This is a genomic window from Microlunatus speluncae (genome assembly GCF_009299835.1).
GTDB classification, from domain to species: Bacteria; Actinomycetota; Actinomycetes; order Propionibacteriales; family Propionibacteriaceae; genus Microlunatus; species Microlunatus speluncae.
On record NZ_VKCZ01000019.1, the window covers coordinates 559,688 to 574,264 of the forward strand.

General features: G+C 68.3%; 13 protein-coding genes. 5 read left to right on the forward strand and 8 right to left on the reverse strand.

Features of this window, described 5'->3' with window-relative positions; genetic code table 11:
• Positions 1-6 precede the first annotated feature (6 nt).
• From gltX to FNH24_RS24865, 3 genes are all read left to right on the forward strand, one after another.
• Positions 7-1,518, forward strand: a complete 1,512-nt coding sequence (gene gltX / locus FNH24_RS24855) for a glutamate--tRNA ligase (RefSeq protein WP_152364906.1) — start codon at positions 7-9, stop codon at positions 1,516-1,518.
• Positions 1,518-2,639, forward strand: coding sequence for a CPBP family intramembrane glutamic endopeptidase (locus FNH24_RS24860; protein ID WP_152364907.1), 1,122 nt, complete (start codon positions 1,518-1,520; stop codon positions 2,637-2,639). Before gltX ends, FNH24_RS24860 begins: the two co-directional genes overlap by 1 nt.
• 61 nt (positions 2,640-2,700) lie before the next feature.
• The gene (locus FNH24_RS24865; protein ID WP_175047914.1) at positions 2,701-3,525 is read left to right on the forward strand and encodes a siderophore-interacting protein; all 825 of its coding nucleotides are present in this window, start codon (positions 2,701-2,703) and stop codon (positions 3,523-3,525) included.
• Here FNH24_RS24865 and FNH24_RS24870 read toward each other — a convergent pair whose 3' ends face one another.
• Complete coding sequence (locus tag FNH24_RS24870; protein ID WP_152364908.1) at positions 3,526-3,927, reverse strand: NUDIX hydrolase; 402 nt, start codon at positions 3,925-3,927, stop codon at positions 3,526-3,528.
• 157 nt (positions 3,928-4,084) lie between these two features.
• On the opposite strand from FNH24_RS24870, the gene FNH24_RS24875 reads away from it, so the two are divergent.
• A complete protein-coding gene (locus FNH24_RS24875; RefSeq protein ID WP_161606300.1) occupies positions 4,085-4,873 on the forward strand; it encodes an SDR family NAD(P)-dependent oxidoreductase in 789 nt (262 codons plus the stop codon).
• Between the two features lie 67 nt (positions 4,874-4,940).
• Positions 4,941-5,951: an NHL repeat-containing protein gene (locus tag FNH24_RS24880; protein WP_152364910.1), complete on the forward strand. Its 1,011-nt coding sequence runs from the start codon at positions 4,941-4,943 to the stop codon at positions 5,949-5,951.
• Positions 5,952-6,419: 468 nt separating this feature from the next.
• Here the strand turns inward: FNH24_RS24880 and FNH24_RS24885 are convergent, their stop codons facing one another.
• Genes FNH24_RS24885 through FNH24_RS24915 form a run of 7 tightly spaced genes read right to left on the reverse strand, consistent with a single transcriptional unit; the run spans position 6,420 to position 14,477 of the window.
• The gene (locus FNH24_RS24885) at positions 6,420-6,821 is read right to left on the reverse strand and encodes an MmcQ/YjbR family DNA-binding protein (protein ID WP_217428492.1); all 402 of its coding nucleotides are present in this window, start codon (positions 6,819-6,821) and stop codon (positions 6,420-6,422) included.
• Positions 6,793-8,832: a DUF4185 domain-containing protein gene (locus FNH24_RS24890; protein WP_217428495.1), complete on the reverse strand. Its 2,040-nt coding sequence runs from the start codon at positions 8,830-8,832 to the stop codon at positions 6,793-6,795. Before FNH24_RS24890 ends, FNH24_RS24885 begins: the two co-directional genes overlap by 29 nt.
• Positions 8,833-8,890: 58 nt before the next feature.
• Positions 8,891-9,799, reverse strand: coding sequence for an ABC transporter ATP-binding protein (locus tag FNH24_RS24895; RefSeq protein ID WP_152364911.1), 909 nt, complete (start codon positions 9,797-9,799; stop codon positions 8,891-8,893).
• Positions 9,796-10,686 (reverse strand): ABC transporter ATP-binding protein, encoded by an 891-nt coding sequence (locus tag FNH24_RS24900; RefSeq protein WP_152364912.1) that lies wholly within the window; start codon positions 10,684-10,686, stop codon positions 9,796-9,798. The genes FNH24_RS24895 and FNH24_RS24900 overlap by 4 nt, the downstream gene beginning before the upstream one ends.
• Positions 10,679-11,560 (reverse strand): ABC transporter permease, encoded by an 882-nt coding sequence (locus tag FNH24_RS24905; RefSeq protein WP_152365076.1) that lies wholly within the window; start codon positions 11,558-11,560, stop codon positions 10,679-10,681. The genes FNH24_RS24900 and FNH24_RS24905 overlap by 8 nt, the downstream gene beginning before the upstream one ends.
• A gap of 2 nt (positions 11,561-11,562) precedes the next feature.
• Positions 11,563-12,654: an ABC transporter permease gene (locus FNH24_RS24910; protein ID WP_152364913.1), complete on the reverse strand. Its 1,092-nt coding sequence runs from the start codon at positions 12,652-12,654 to the stop codon at positions 11,563-11,565.
• Entirely contained in the window at positions 12,651-14,477 is a 1,827-nt protein-coding gene (locus tag FNH24_RS24915; RefSeq protein ID WP_152364914.1) for an ABC transporter substrate-binding protein, read from the reverse strand. Before FNH24_RS24915 ends, FNH24_RS24910 begins: the two co-directional genes overlap by 4 nt.
• Positions 14,478-14,577: the final 100 nt, after the last annotated feature.

The following is a 14,577-nucleotide window of genomic DNA, read 5'->3' on the forward strand; positions in this document are numbered from 1 at the left end:
ACCCCGATGACGATCGACCCGGTGCTGGGTGACCTGGCGCCCGAGCAGGTCCGCGTCCGCTTCCCGCCGTCCCCGACCGGCAACCTGCACATCGGCAACGTCCGGAGTGCCTTGTACAACTGGGTTTTCGCCCGGCATCACGGCGGCACCTTCGTGCTCCGGATCGAGGACACCGATGCCGAGCGCAACCTGGCCGAGTCCTACCGCAACATCTACGACTCGCTGAGCTGGCTCGGCCTGGAGTGGGACGAGGGCCCGGAGAAGGGCGGCGACTACGGGCCGTACCTGCAGTCGGAACGCAGCGAGCTCCACGCCGACGTTGCGGCGAAGCTGCTGGCCGCCGGGCTGGCGTACAAGTGCTTCGACACCCCGGCCGAGCTGGAGGCCCGGCAGCAGGATCTGCCGAAGGGCACGCCGCGGGGCTACGACGGCATCCACCGCAACCTGACGGCCGAGCAGGTGGCCGAGTTCGAGGCCCAGGGCAAGCCGTACGTGATCCGGCTGAAGATGCCGGAGTCGGGCGCGATCGCGTTCAACGATCTGGTCCGCGGCGAGGTCAGCTTCGACGCCGCCCATCAGCAGGACTACGTGATCGTGCGGGCCAACGGCAAGCCGCTCTACACGCTGGTCAATCCGGTCGACGACGTGCTGATGGGGATCACCCACGTGCTCCGCGGGGAGGATCTGCTGCCCTCGACGCCCCGTCAGATCGTGCTGTACCAGGCGCTGGCGGAGATCGGCGTCGGTTCCGGCCGGATCCCGATCTTCGGCCACCTGCCGACCGTTTTGGGCGAGGGCAACAAGCGGCTGTCCAAGCGGGACCAGGGCGGCGGCCTCGCCGAATACCAGGACCAGGGCTATCTGCCCGAGGGGCTGCTCAACTACCTGGCGCTGCTCGGTTGGGGGATCGCCGACGATCGCGACGTGTTCACGATCAAGGAAATGGTGCAGGCGTTCGACATCCGCAAGGTGAACGCCAGCCCGGCCCGCTTCGACCCGAAGAAGTGTGCGGCGATCAACGCCGAGCACATCCGGATGCTGACGGTGGTCGACCTGTCGGAGCGGCTGGTCGCCTTCCTCGGTGCCGCCGGGGTGATCGGGGCGCCGGCGACGCCGGCCGAACGCGAGCTGATCGCCCGGGTCACGCCCCTGGTGCACGAACGGATCAACACGCTGTCCGACGCGGTGCCCATGATCGACTTCCTGTTCACCGCCGACGACAAGATCATCATCGCCGACGACGCCGGGCTGAAGCCGGATTCGGTGCCGGTGCTCGACGCCACCATCGAGGCGCTGACCGGGCTGGCCGACTTTGATCATGCCTCGATCGAGGCGGCCCTGCGCGCCGCCCTGATCGACGGCCTCGGGCTGAAGCCCCGGCACGCGTTCGGTCCGGTCCGCGCCGCGATCACCGGCAAGCGGATCTCGCCGCCGCTGTTCGAGTCGCTGGAGCTGCTCGGCCAGGATTCGGCGCTGGCCCGGCTGACCGCCGCCCGCTCCGGACTCGGTGAGGTGTGATGAACGAGAAGCGCCGGCAGCGCTCCGGCAATCCGGCGGTCCGCGGCGGGGCGACCGAGCCGCCGGCCAAGCCGGCCAAGCCGCCGAGGCCGGTCAAGGCACCCAAGCCGGCCAAGCCCGCACCGCCGCAGACCGCCCGGCCGAGCGAGCCCCGGTCCTTCGGATCCTCGCCCCGGTTGGCGAAACGGCCGGCGCCGGTGGCCGGGGGATTCGACGACGCGTTGTCGGTGCCGACCGCCGGGCTGACGTACCCACAGCTGTTGCGGGTGCCCGGGTCGGCCTGGTGGCGAGCCCTGCTCGGCGTCGCGCTCGGCCTGTTGCTGTTCATGATCTTGACCAGCGTGATCAATCAGGCGATCGTCTTCGGTTTCTGGGCCATCGGCTCGCCGCAGACGCCGTACGCGGAGTTCGTGGATGCGGCCACCAAGTTCTTGAATCCGGTCGGCATGCTCGGCGCGAACCTCGGCCTGGCCACGTTGATCGTGATCTGCGCGGTGCTGCTGCCGATCGTGCACCGGGTCAATCCACGCTGGCTGATCTCGGTGGAGTCCCACGTCCGGTGGCGCTACTTCGGCATCTGCCTGGCCCTCGGGGTCGTCGCGCCGGTGCTGATCCAGGGCCTGGCCACCGTGGTCGAGGGCGCGCCGGTCTTCCGGCTGAACGAGAACTTCTGGCTGTTCCTGATCGTGATCATCCTGACCTCGCCGCTGCAGGCGGCGGCCGAGGAGGTCTTCTTCCGCGGCTACCTGCTGCAGGCGCTGGGCAGCGTGACTGCCAACCCGTGGTTCGGGATCGTGGTCTCTTCGGTGATCTTCGCGCTGTTCCACGGCGTGCAGAATCCGGCGTTGTTCGTCGACCGGCTCGCCTTCGGCCTGCTGGCGGCGATCCTGGTCTGGCGGACCGGCGGACTGGAGGCCGGGATCGGCGCCCACATCGCCAACAACGTGCTCGCCTACCTGCTGGCCGGGCTGACCGGAACGATCGCGGCGACCCGCGGGATCCGGGAGATCGGCTGGGAGAACGCGGTCTTCGACGTCGTCGGCTTCGCCCTGTTTGCCGTGCTCGCCCTGCTGGTCGCGAGGAAGCTGAAGATCCACCGAACGACGCCCCCCGCTCCCTGACCAACTCTGCGAACGACGACGAATGTAGGGTAGCCTAACCTTCTGAGCTCAGGGGGTTACTGTGGCACGAACGAATCTGACGGCTCGCCGGATCAAGCCGGAGTCGGTCGAGTTGATCACGGCGCGGGTGCTGCGCCGGGAACGGATCTCGGAGCACTTCATCCGGGTCACGGTCGGCGGTGACGAGCTGGCCGGCTTCGTCCCGCTCGGCTTCGACCAGTGGTTCCGGCTGTTCCTGCCGGTGCCGGGCGGTTCGCTGGAGCGGGTGCCGAGTCGACTGACCACGCTGTCGTACGCGCGCTTCCTGACCGTGGCCAAGCTGGAACGCCCGGTGCTGCGGAACTACACCGTCCGCGCCTTCCGGGCCGACGGACCGGCGGGCCCGGAGCTGGACATCGACTTCGTCCGGCACGGTTCGCCCGATGACGGCACGGCCGGCCCGGCCACGATCTGGGCCGAGTCCTGCCGCCCCGGCGATCCGGCGGCGATCCTGGACGAGGGCGTCGGATTCAACCCGCCCGACGACGCCGATCAGTTGATCTTGGTGGCCGACGAGACCGGCCTGCCCGCGGTCGCCGGCATCCTGGCCTCGCTGCCGGCCGCGACCCGCGGCACGGCCCTGATCGAGATTCCCGCCGCCGATGATCGGCAGGACTTGATCAAGCCCGACGGGCTGGAGGTGCGGTGGGTGATCCGCGATGATCACGACGCCGTGCCGGGGCGTGCGGCGCTCGCCGCGGCGGCGGAGCTCGCATCGCCCGCCGGCTCCGGCTACGGCTGGGTGGTGGGGGAGCAGGCCCTGGCCACCGGCCTGCGCCGGCACTGGGTCCGGGCCGGCGTGGCCAAGGATCGGATCATGTTCTGCGGCTACTGGCGCGCCGGCTGATCAAGCTGTGCGGTGGTGCTCGAGCACGTCGCTCAGCCAGGAGACCATGTGGGGGTCGGCGAGGCGAAGGGTGGGAATGGCCTCGATCGGATACCAGGAGAGGGCATCGTGTTCGTCGGGGGCGCAGTTGGCCGGCTCACCCTGCCAGCCGGTGACGACGAAGCCGTGGGGCTCGAGGGTGGGGTCGGACACCTCGAGGCGGCGGCGGTGAAGCTCGGTGAGGGTCACGCCGATCTCTTCCTGGCACTCGCGGCGGACCGCCTGCTCCGGTGTCTCGCCGGGCTCGATGTGGCCGCCGACCAGATCCCAGCAATCGGGATACCAGCGTCGGTCGGGGTGCCGGTGGACCAGCAGGACGTGGTTCTGTCGAATCAGTGCCGCCAGGGCGATGCGGATCGGCATCTCTCTCCTTGATCACCGGACCGGTGGACCGAAATCCGTTCCGCACTCTGCCACACACCGTCCCGACGTGCGGAACGAACCCGGCGGGACGTCGCCCTGCCCGTCACGGTCCGCCTACGGTTGGTCCAAGATCGAATCTGACCGCCAGGAAGGGATCATGATCATGAGGTTCACCGACAAGGTCGTCGTCGTCAGCGGGGGAGCGGCCGGGATCGGCCGAGCGGTCAGCGAGTTGGTCGCCGCGGAGGGTGCCTCGGTGGTGGTCGCGGATCGTGACGAGGCACTGGCACGCGAGACCGCGGCCGCGCTGCCCTCGCTCGGCGCGCCACGCGCGGTGCCGGTGCGGGTCGATGTCGCTGTGGAGGAGGACATCCGGGCCCTGGCCGAGGTCTGCCGGGCCGAGTTCGGCCGGGTCGATGCCTTGATCAACAACGCGGCGGCCCGGCTCTGGGGTCCGGTCACCGAGGCCACCCTCGAGTCGTGGCACCAGATCATCGCCGCCAACCTGATCAGCGTCGGCCTCACCGGTAAGCATCTGATCCCCCTGATGCCGGACGGCGGCTCGATCGTCAACGTGTCCTCGGCCAACGGGATCGTCGGGCGCAAGGGCATGGCGCAGTACGACGCGACGAAGGCCGGGGTGCTCGGGCTGACCCGGTCGATGGCCTGTGATCACGCCGAAGCCGGAATCCGGGTCAACGCGGTGCTGCCCGGCCCGACGCTGACCGACTTCCACAAGAATCGGGCCCAGGCCGAAGGCCGCGAGATCGACCTGGCGGTGACCCGGCCCCATCCGGGCGGGCCCGGCATCCTGCGCCGGCAGGGCCTGCCGATCGAGATCGCCAAGCCGATCGTGTTCCTGGCCAGCGACGACGCCTCGTACATGACCGGGACCCTGCTGTCGCCGGACGGTGGCCTGTCGGCGGTGTCGGGTCACATCGGTTGACCCGGCCTCACGGGATCTGTTGCTGGCAAGGGTTTCCGGCGATGAGCGACGGCCGTAGAGTGTGACGATGGAGCCCAGACTCACCTCGCGCCGGACGCTGCTGTTCGCCGCGGGAGGATTCGCGATCACTGCGGGCATGGGTACGGAAGCACACGCGGTCGGGCACCGCGGGGCTTCCGGCACTCTCCGATCCACGGACCACCGAGCCCACGGCTGGCCGGAGACGGTCGCGCTGCCGGACGGATTCCGGCCCGAGGGCATCGCGTCCGGGCCGGGCACTCGCGGCTATGTCGGATCTCTCGCCGACGGGGCGGTGGTCGCCGGCGACCTGAGGTCCGGTCGGCTGCGGACGCTGTGGCCCGGCGCGACCGGGCGAGCGGTGCGCGGGATGATGTTCGATCCGCGGACCGGGTTGCTCTGGGTCGCGGGCCAGGTCGGCCCCGCCGGCTTCGTCTGGGCGATCAGGGCCTGGCGGGGAACCGTGGCCCACACCGCCGCCGTGCCCGGCGCGGCGTTCCTGAACGATCTGGTGATCACCCGGAACGCCGTGTGGGTCACCGATTCACGGCTGGCGCCCGACCGGCTGACCAAGATCGAACTGCGGCGCGGCGGCTGGCCGTCCGACGCCCAGCCGTCCTTCCGGTCGCTCGGCGGCGACTGGCCACCCGGCGACGGCGCCGGAGTGAACGCCAACGGCATCCGGCAATTGCCCGACGGCACCCTGCTGCTGAACAACTCCGCGGTCGGCGGTCTCTGGCAGGTCAGCCCGAAGACGGGCGCGGCCCGGTCGGTGCCGGTGATCGGCGGGCCCGGGATCACCGCCGGTGACGGGCTGCTGATCGAGGGTCGGACGATCTACGTGGTCCGCGGCTCCGGCCCGGCCGAGGTCTCGGTGCTGACCCTGGACCGGACCAGATCCGGCTGGTCCGCCCGCTGGCGCGGCGCCCGTACCGACGAAACCCTGGACGTCCCCTCCACCGCCACCCTGGCTGGCGGCGCCCTCTGGGCCGTCAACGCCCGCTTCGGCGTCGCCGATCCCGGCACCGCCGAATACTGGATCACCCGCCTCCGCCGCTGACCGGTCGCTCAGTCGGTCCCCTGGATCCACCGAATGGCACCCGGGGTCAGCCGTGGCTGAGTTGATCGTGGAGTTCGACGGGGAGCCGGGGACGATTTCCTGAGCCGCTTGAAAGACGAAAGACGCGCCAAGGACGGGCGGGTTGGTTCGGGGCTCGAGCCCGAGGCCGGCAGTCGGATGGTTGCCGTCCTCGTGTTCGGTGCCGGCTCGCTCGGTGAGTGGACGCTTTGGCCAGGCTCGAGACACAAACCCGCGGCCATACAGTCCACTCGCGCATCCCGGCACCCGCATCGACCGGAAGCCGGCCGCATCGGCCGCCGCCCGACCCCGGCCGCCCGTCCTCGGCGCGTATTTTCGCCCCACGACCAAACCGACGCCCGCGCGGAGAGCCAACACCAACGTTCCCTGAGTGATGGGCGCCGAGAGTGACCTTATCCACGTCGAAACGACGATTCTGCGTGGATAAGGTCACTCTCGGGGCGGCGGTTGTCGGGTGAGTTTCTTCGGGGCGACGAGGCGGTAGGCGGTCTCGAGCATGGCGGTGAGTTCGCTCCAATCGTCCGGGGCGGGTGGTGGTTCGAGGCGGACGCCGATCCAGCCGAACCGGCTGTGCCAGGCCGGGCGGAAGAACCGCTCCGGGTCGGCCTCGATCAGTTCCTCCTGGACGCCCGGCGGCGCCTTGCACCAGACCGACGGCCGGGGATCGCTGAACCAGTCCGGCCAGAAGACGGCGAAGCCCCGACCGTGGACGCTGAACGCGATCGTGTCGTCGCCCCGTTCGGTGACCTCGGGCAGCGAATGGCAGATCCGCCGCACCCGGGCCAGCAGATCCATGATCAACTCAGTCGTCGACGGCGCGGAGTCCGACATCGTCGAGTTGCAGGATGGCGTCGCCGCCGTCCGCTCCGTACCCGAGCACCACGGTGATCGTGTCCACGTCGTCCGGGACGTCGATCACCGTCGACTGCTTGGTGTAGACGTCGGGCGCGGTCGGGGCGATTTCCTTGATCGTTTCGCCGCCGTCCCAGCGGGCGCCGATCATGGTCCGCTGCACCACCGAGGAGGTACGGAACCAGCCGGACAGCTCGAGCCGGCTGCCGGGCCGGACGCTGATCCGCTGCGTGACGTACTGCGGCCCGAGCGTCTCCGAGGTCCGCACCCAGGCGTTCCGATCACCGGAGTGGGAGAGGTTGCCGCCGCTGTCGAACCCGTGCCCGGCAGACCCGTCGAAGCCCCAGACCGGGCCGTAGTCGCTGGTCTGCTCGAAGCCGCCGTCGATCAACTGCAGCCCGTGGAAGGCCGATAGTCCGGCCAGCGAGGTGAACCGCTCGTCGCCGCCGGCCGACCCGATCACCCGGACCCCGGTGCCGGCTGTGGTCGGAAACCGCACCGTGTACGCCTTCCGGGCGCCGCCCCGGCCGGGCACGAACTTCGGCGTGATCACCTGACCCTTGACGTCCACCCAACGGCCGTCCACCCGGACCTGCACGGTCGGCTTGGCGACGAACCAGCCACCGGTCCGTCCCGGCCGGCCGACGGTGAACTCGACCCGGTTGAGCTCGACCTGAGCGGGCCAGGTGTAACCCCACCAGCCCTGATCCTTGACCTCACCATCCCGGTCGTCGACCTGGGTCGAGACGTCGCCGTCCCGCAGTGCCTCCAGGTCGGGCTGCCGGGCCGACTTCGACACCGGCACGGTGTCGTCGCGCCCGGCCAGGTCGGTCGCGGCCACCGGGTTGGCGGGGGCGGCGGGATCGAGCGGCGTGATCGTCACCCGGCGCAGCGAGTAGTGATAGGACGGGCTGTCGTCCGGGTCGCTGCAGCACACGTTGGCCTGGAGCAGCATCGAGCGGCCGTCCGCGGACAGGAACTTGGACGGCAGCGTCGTGCCGTAGCCGCCGAACACGTCCGGCTCCAGGTTCAGCGAGGTGTAGTCCTTGTCCGCCATCCGCCGCCACGGACCCCACGGCTGCGGCGCCTCGTAGAGATGGTGCGCATACTCCGACCAGCTGGAGTAGAGATAGCGATCGAGCGGCTTGTCGTAGAGCACGTGCCCCTGCGACAGCACCGACAGGTTGTCCCGCAGGTCCGGATTGAACAGCTTGCCGTAGACGCGCCGCTCGTCGGTCAGCACCGGCTTCCGATCATCCAGCTCGGCCGACCAGGCGGGGGAGTCCGGGCTACCGGAGAAGAACTCCCAGGCGTCCCGGTCGTCCACCCGATCGGCGGGGACCCGGGCCAGGAAGAGGTCGGTCGGGTCCGGCACCGTGTCCCGGTACGAGTCCCGCCAGTTGCCGTCCAGACCGTAGGCGTAGACGTAGTCGTCCGGCGCCCAGGATCCACCGCGACCGTAGTCGGCGAACCAGATCGTGGTGAACTCATGATCATCGAACATCGGCCCGGACTCGTCCCAGCTCCAGGTCTTGCCGTGATCATCGGACCGGGCGATCGTCGCGGCCGGAGCATGATCGAAATCGCCGGACAGGTCCTGCACCGCGAGATAGAGGGTGTCGCCGACGCAGACCATCCCGGTCGGCTTCCGGGTGCCGCTGCCGGTCCAGAGCTCACCGACCTCGTCGCCGACGGCCAGATTCTCGCCCTGCAAGGCATCCGCGGGTCCGGTGATCCTGGCGACGCCGATGTCGACGAAGTTGCTGCTCAGGTCGAAGCCCTTGCCGTCGCCCCAGGCCGAATACAGGTTGTCGTCGTCGGCCCAGCAGGACGGCCAGAGATCACCGTCGGCCAAGCTGTCGTACCGCTCGGCGGACTCGATCTCGGCCGTGCCGATCCACTCACTCGGCGCGGCCAGCTCAGCCTTGGCCGGTTTGGCCACCGCGGCCGTCGTCCCGATCATGGTCAGGGCAACCGCCGCGATCATCATTCCCGTCAGTCGACACCGCATCGTGCCTCACTCTCCGTGTCCCGCGATTGGAGTCGGTTCACAACCTACCGGTTGCCTCCGGGGCTACGGGTGCCGCCGCGTCCTCGGTCTCAGCCTCGACGTCGGACAGGGCGATCCGGTCCTTCCAGCGCCGGTTCGGGTCGGGGATCGGCACCGAGGCCAGCAGTCGCGCCGTGTACGGGTGATCGGGCTGGGTCATCACCCGGTTGACCGGGCCGCGCTCCACGATCTGGCCGTGGTGGATCACCATCACGTCGCCGCCGAGGTAGTGCACGGTGGACAGGTCGTGGGTGATGAACAGCGTGGTCATCTGATAGGTCTGTTGGAAGTCGAGCAGGATGTCCAGGAACGCCTTGCGCACCTGGGCATCCAGCATCGAGACCGGCTCGTCGGCGATCACGAAGGCCGGCCGCAGCATGTGGATCCGGGCGAGCATGATCCGCTGCCGCTGACCGCCGGAGAGCTGGTGCGGATAGCGGCCGAGCACCTGGTCCGGGTCCAGCCGGACGGCCTCCAACGACTCCCTGATCAACTCCAGTCCGGCCGCGGCATTGCTGGCCAGCTTGAACTTCTTGACCGCGGTCTGCAGCACCCGATCAACCCGGTAGAACGGGTTGAAGATCGCGTACGGATCCTGGAACACCGGCTGGACGTTGCGCCGGAAATCGTCGGACTCGGACCGGTTCAGGTGGTAGATGTCCCGGCCGTTGTAGCTGATCAGACCCGAGGTCGGCTTCTGCAGCCCGAGGATGTTGCGGGCGATGGTGCTCTTCCCGCTGCCGCTCTGGCCGACCAGGCTGACCACCCGGGGCGGGTCGGAGCTCAGGTCGAAGCTGACGTCGTCGACCGCGGTCAGATAGCCGCCCTCGGCGCCGCGGGCGTGGAACCGCTGCTCGACCTGCTGCAGCTCGATGATCTTGGTCTCTGGTCGGGTCGCACTGGTCATCGGGCCGGCCCTTCTGCTGGGGTCGTCGGGTCGAGCAGATCCATCCGCGGGATGGAGGCGATCAGCCCCCGGGTGTAGTCGTCCCGAGGCGAGTCGAACACCTGGTGCACGTCACCCACCTCGACGATCTTGCCGGCGTGCATCACCGCGACCCGGTCGACCAGTTGGGCGTGCACCCCCATGTCGTGCGAGATCACCACCAGAGACACGCCGAACTGATCACGGAGATCGGCCAGGCTCTGCAGGATCACCCGCTGGATCGTCACGTCCAGGGCGGTGGTCGGCTCGTCGGCGATGATCAGATCCGGTTCCAGCGCGACACAGATCGCCATCAGCACCCGTTGCTTCATCCCGCCGGACAGCTCGTGCGGATACATCTGGGCGACCCGGGTCTCCAGCCCGACCTGCCGGAGCAGGCGCGGGATCATCTCGCGGACCGAACCCTTGCGCTCGGGGGCGTGCTCGATGATCACGTCAGCGAACTGGTCCCGGATCCGCATCACCGGATTCAGCGAGTTCATCGACCCCTGCGGCAGGTAGGAGAGATGACGCCAGCGCAGGGCGCGGAGCCGTCGGCCCTGCATCGCGAGCAGGTCCACCGGCGGCACGCCGTCGCCGCGGAACGTGATCGAACCGGCCGCGATCCGGCCCGGCGGCTTGAGCAGCCGGAGCAGGGCCAGCGCCAGCGTGCTCTTGCCGCTGCCGGATTCGCCGGCGATGCCGAGGATCTCGCCGCGCCGGACGGCGAGGTCGGCGCCGTCGACCGCGACGAACGCGCCGCGGTTGGTGGCGTACTCGACGCGGAGGTCGGAGATCTCCAGGATCGTGTCGCCGTCGGAGGTCGTCGCCGAGGCGGTGCCCGGGCGGGTTTCGGTTGACTCAGACACCGGCCACGCTCCTCAGTCGGGGGTTGTAGACCTCTTCCAGCCCGATGTTGATCAGGTTCAGCGCCGCGAACAGCAGGGTCAGCAACCCGATCGGCGCCACGAACATCGGCCAGGCGCCGAGGGTCAGTGCGCCGGTGTTGATCGCGTTGAAGATCAGGTGGCCGAGGTCGATCACGCCCGACGGGCCGAGACCGATCACCTCGAGTCCGATCAGGCCGAAGATCGCGCCGAGCGCCGAGTTGGCGAAGCCGACCCCGATGTAGGGCAACAGGTTCGGCAGCAACTCCTTGACGATGATCTCCAGGTCCCGGGCCTTGCTGACCTTGGCCAGCTCGACGTACGGCCGGGATCTGAGACTGAGCACCTGCGATCTGATCGTCTTAGCCGCGAACGGCCAGGCGAAGATCGACAGCATCAGGCCGACCTGGAACAGCGTCACCTCCCGGGTGTAGGCCGACAGGGCGATCAACAGCGGGAAGGTCGGGATCACCAGCAGGATGCCGGTGAAGGTGGACAGCACCGAGTCGACCCAGCCGCCCTTGTAGCCGGCGATGAAGGCGACGATGACGCCGGCGACGGTGGAGATCACGCCGGCGATGGCGCCGATCTGCAACGACACGCCGGTGCCCTTGACCACCATCGCCAGCACGTCGCGGCCGAACTGGTCGGTGCCGAACGGGTGCGCCCCGGACGGCCGGAGCCACTTCTTGTAGGCCGCGATCTCCACCGGGTCGGCACCCTGGCCGATCGCGCCGACGATCAGCGGCCCGGATAGGGCGAACAACACCATGGCCGCGATGATGATCAACCCGGCCAGCAGCTTCGGACTGCCGGTAATGGTGCGGCCGATCGCGACGAGGAATTTGATGATCATGATCACCGCCAGTATTTGACTCGGGGATCCAACAGGGGGAGCAGCAGATCCAGGATCAGATTCGCGGTCAGCACGAAGAAGATCGAGATCGTCGTCACCGCCAGCACGGTGTTGAAGTCGAGCTGGTTGATCGCGGTGACCAGGGTGAAGCCGAGGCCCGGATAGTTGAACAGCTGCTCCACCAGCAGATTGCCGTTGAAGATGAAGCCGAGCGAGATGCCGAAGCCGGTCACCTGCGGCAGATAGCAGTTGCGCAGCGCGTACCGGGTCAGGATCCGGTTCGGATGCAGCCCCTTGGCCTCGGCGTAGTGCAGGTAGTCCTCACCGAGGATCGGCACCATCAGCATCCGGGTGGACAGCAGCCAGTTGAACACGCCGATGATCACGATCGACAAGGCCGGCAACAGCCCGTGGGTGATCAGGCTGCCGATGAACTCCAGACTGAACCCGACCGGGATGGCGGAGTCGTACGCCGACCGGTTCGGCAGGATGCCCAGCAGGTAGGAGAAGACGTAGACCAGGATCAACGCCAGGAAGTAGAACGGCACGTGGCCGAGGGCGATCGAGGTTGTCGTCGCCACCTCGGCGCCGAGCTTGCCCCGGCGCCAGCCGGCCACGGCCCCGGCGAGGATGCCGAGCACGAAGGCCAGCACGGCGGAGATGCCGAGCAGTCCGACCGTCCACGGCAGTGACTGCGCCACCACCTCGAAGGCCGGCGTCGGGTAGTTGATCAAGGACGGGCCGAGGTCCTGCTCGAAGATCAACCGCTGCAGGAACCGGAGATACTGCACGAACAGGTTGCCGTCGAGACCGAACTCGGCCCGATAGCGGTCGATCACCTCCTGGCTGGCCTGCTGGTTGTAGACGTAGTTCTGTTGCAGCGTCTGGATGAACGTCTGCACCGGGTCGCCGGGGATCAGCCGGAAGAAGAAGAACGCGATCGTCAGCGATCCCCACAACTCGACCAGGTAGAGCCCGAACCGACGGATTCCGTACGCCGCCAGGGGATGCGCGGCGAGGAGGCTCCGAGGGCCGCCGGATTTGGGCTGCTGGGACGGTGTCCGGTCCGGAGCCGAAACCGGGGCAGCCGTCACGGCGCCACCTGACCGGTCGGCTCCAGCCGGCCGATGACGAACATGAAGTGACCCCACCAGTTCAGCGGCACCTGGTAAAGATCTTGATCGGTCGGCCAGCCCTTCCAGAACGTGGTGTTGTAGTACTGCGGGTAGCCGGTCTGGATGATCGGGACCACCGGCAGGTTCTGGAAGTAGATCTCCAGCGCCTGATCCAGCAGCGGCTTCGCCTCGGGCGAGGTCGGGTCCATGTTGGCCAGCTGCTTGGACAGTTGATCAAGCTGCGGGTTCCGGAACCGGGTCTTGTTCTTGTCCACCGCGTTCTTGCCGATCGGCTGGGCGCGATCGCTCTCGAGATCGCGATACAGCTGCTCCGGATCCTGCGAGATGTGGCAGACCCAGTTGTCGGCGATGTCGAACTCACCGCGCTGGAACTTCTCGTCGTGCACCGAGCCACTCAGGCTGCGCATCGTGGTCGGCACGCCGAGCTTGTCCAGCTCCGTCTTGAGCAGGGTGCCGATCACGTACTCCGGACCGTCGACGGCGACCGGAGTGATGATCTCCACGGTCGCCGGCTTGCCCTTGTAGGCCCGCTTGCCGTCCGAACCCTTGGGGGCGATCTCGTCCAGCAGCTGGGCGGCCTTGGCCGGGTCGTAGGTCAGCTTGTACTTGTCCGCGATCGCCGGATTCTTCCACTGCTCGAGGCTCGCGTAGTCGGCCCACGGATATTGGGCGGGCGCGGTCTCGACCGGCCAGACCGAGGTGCCGATCTTGGGCCGGTCCAGCAGGTAGCTGACCACCCAGTGCATCTTCGGCTCCGAGATCAGCCCGCGGGACGGATCGTTGTTCAGCCAGAGCGCGCGGGGGCACGGGTCGTTGAACTGGGTGGTGATCAGGTTCGGGTAGCCCTGCGACCGGAGCTGCTTGGCGTGTTCCTCGTTGACCGAGCCGACGTCGATCTGGGCCCGTTCGAAGGCGAGCGCCGCCGCGTCGGCCTGCTTCGCGGTGCTCTGGTAGATCACGTACTCCGGCTTGGGATCGAGGGCTCCCTTGTTCCAGTAGTCCGGGTTCTTCTTCCAGACGAACATCTTCTGGTTCTGGATCGCGTCCTCCAGCACGTACGGGCCGGTGCGGATCGGCGGGTTGTCCTTGAACTTGGTCGGGTCCTGGTCCTCCCAGATGTGCTTCGGCCGGACGTCGAAGGAGCCGAGGATCGTGGTGATGAAGCCGTAGTGGATCCGCGGGTTCGACTTCTTGAGCTGCAGCACCGCGGTCTGCGGGTCCGGCGTGGCGACGTCCTTGAGGAACTCCGCCCAGTCACCGCCACCGCCGAGCAGGTCCTTCCGGTCGCGCAGCAGGCGCAGCGTGAACTGCAGGTCGGCGGAGGTGAACGGCTCGCCGTCGCTCCACTTGGCCCGCGGCTCCAGCTTGAGCGTGAGCTCGGTGAAGTCGGGGTTGTAGCTGTAGTCCTGGGCGAGCCAGTTGATCCGTTCGCCGGTGGCCAGGTTGAGGTAGAAGAGGTACTCCTTGCAGAAGACGTCGAAGCCCGAGCCGGAGGGCGAGCCGTTCGGGACGAACCCGTTCCAGCTGTTGAAGACCGTGTACTCGGTCTGGGCGACGATCAAGGTCTGCTCCCGCGGCGTCGGGATGTTGGCCTTGGCGATCTTCACGGTGCCGGTGGGTTTCGGCGAGTTCTCTCCGGTCGGCTGGTCGGAGTACGACCCGCCGTCGTCGGTCGAGCAGCCGACCAACCCGGCCGCGGCGGCGGCCGCGCCGACACCGAGCAGGCCGCGGCGGCTGAGTTGGTAGCGGAGGACATCCTGCACATCTTCAGAGCGGGTCATGGCAGACCATCCCTTCGGTCGGGGCGCAACATTGCGGAGATCCGAGACTCCGAGTTGGTTAAATCAATCTCTTTGAGTTGTTCTGGTCAAGAGGTATCTC

Excerpts from the sequence above, each read along its gene's own strand:
- gltX (WP_152364906.1), top strand. The coding sequence starts at position 7 with ATGACGATCGACCCGGTGCTGGGTGACCTGGCGCCCGAGCAGGTCCGC.
- FNH24_RS24860 (WP_152364907.1), top strand. The coding sequence starts at position 1,518 with ATGAACGAGAAGCGCCGGCAGCGCTCCGGCAATCCGGCGGTCCGCGGC.
- FNH24_RS24870 (WP_152364908.1), bottom strand. The coding sequence starts at position 3,927 with ATGCCGATCCGCATCGCCCTGGCGGCACTGATTCGACAGAACCACGTC.
- FNH24_RS24875 (WP_161606300.1), top strand. The coding sequence starts at position 4,085 with ATGATCATGAGGTTCACCGACAAGGTCGTCGTCGTCAGCGGGGGAGCG.
- FNH24_RS24880 (WP_152364910.1), top strand. The coding sequence starts at position 4,941 with ATGGAGCCCAGACTCACCTCGCGCCGGACGCTGCTGTTCGCCGCGGGA.
- FNH24_RS24885 (WP_217428492.1), bottom strand. The coding sequence starts at position 6,821 with ATGTCGGACTCCGCGCCGTCGACGACTGAGTTGATCATGGATCTGCTG.
- FNH24_RS24890 (WP_217428495.1), bottom strand. The coding sequence starts at position 8,832 with ATGATGATCGCGGCGGTTGCCCTGACCATGATCGGGACGACGGCCGCG.
- FNH24_RS24895 (WP_152364911.1), bottom strand. The coding sequence starts at position 9,799 with ATGACCAGTGCGACCCGACCAGAGACCAAGATCATCGAGCTGCAGCAG.
- FNH24_RS24905 (WP_152365076.1), bottom strand. The coding sequence starts at position 11,560 with ATGATCATCAAATTCCTCGTCGCGATCGGCCGCACCATTACCGGCAGT.
- FNH24_RS24915 (WP_152364914.1), bottom strand. The coding sequence starts at position 14,477 with ATGACCCGCTCTGAAGATGTGCAGGATGTCCTCCGCTACCAACTCAGC.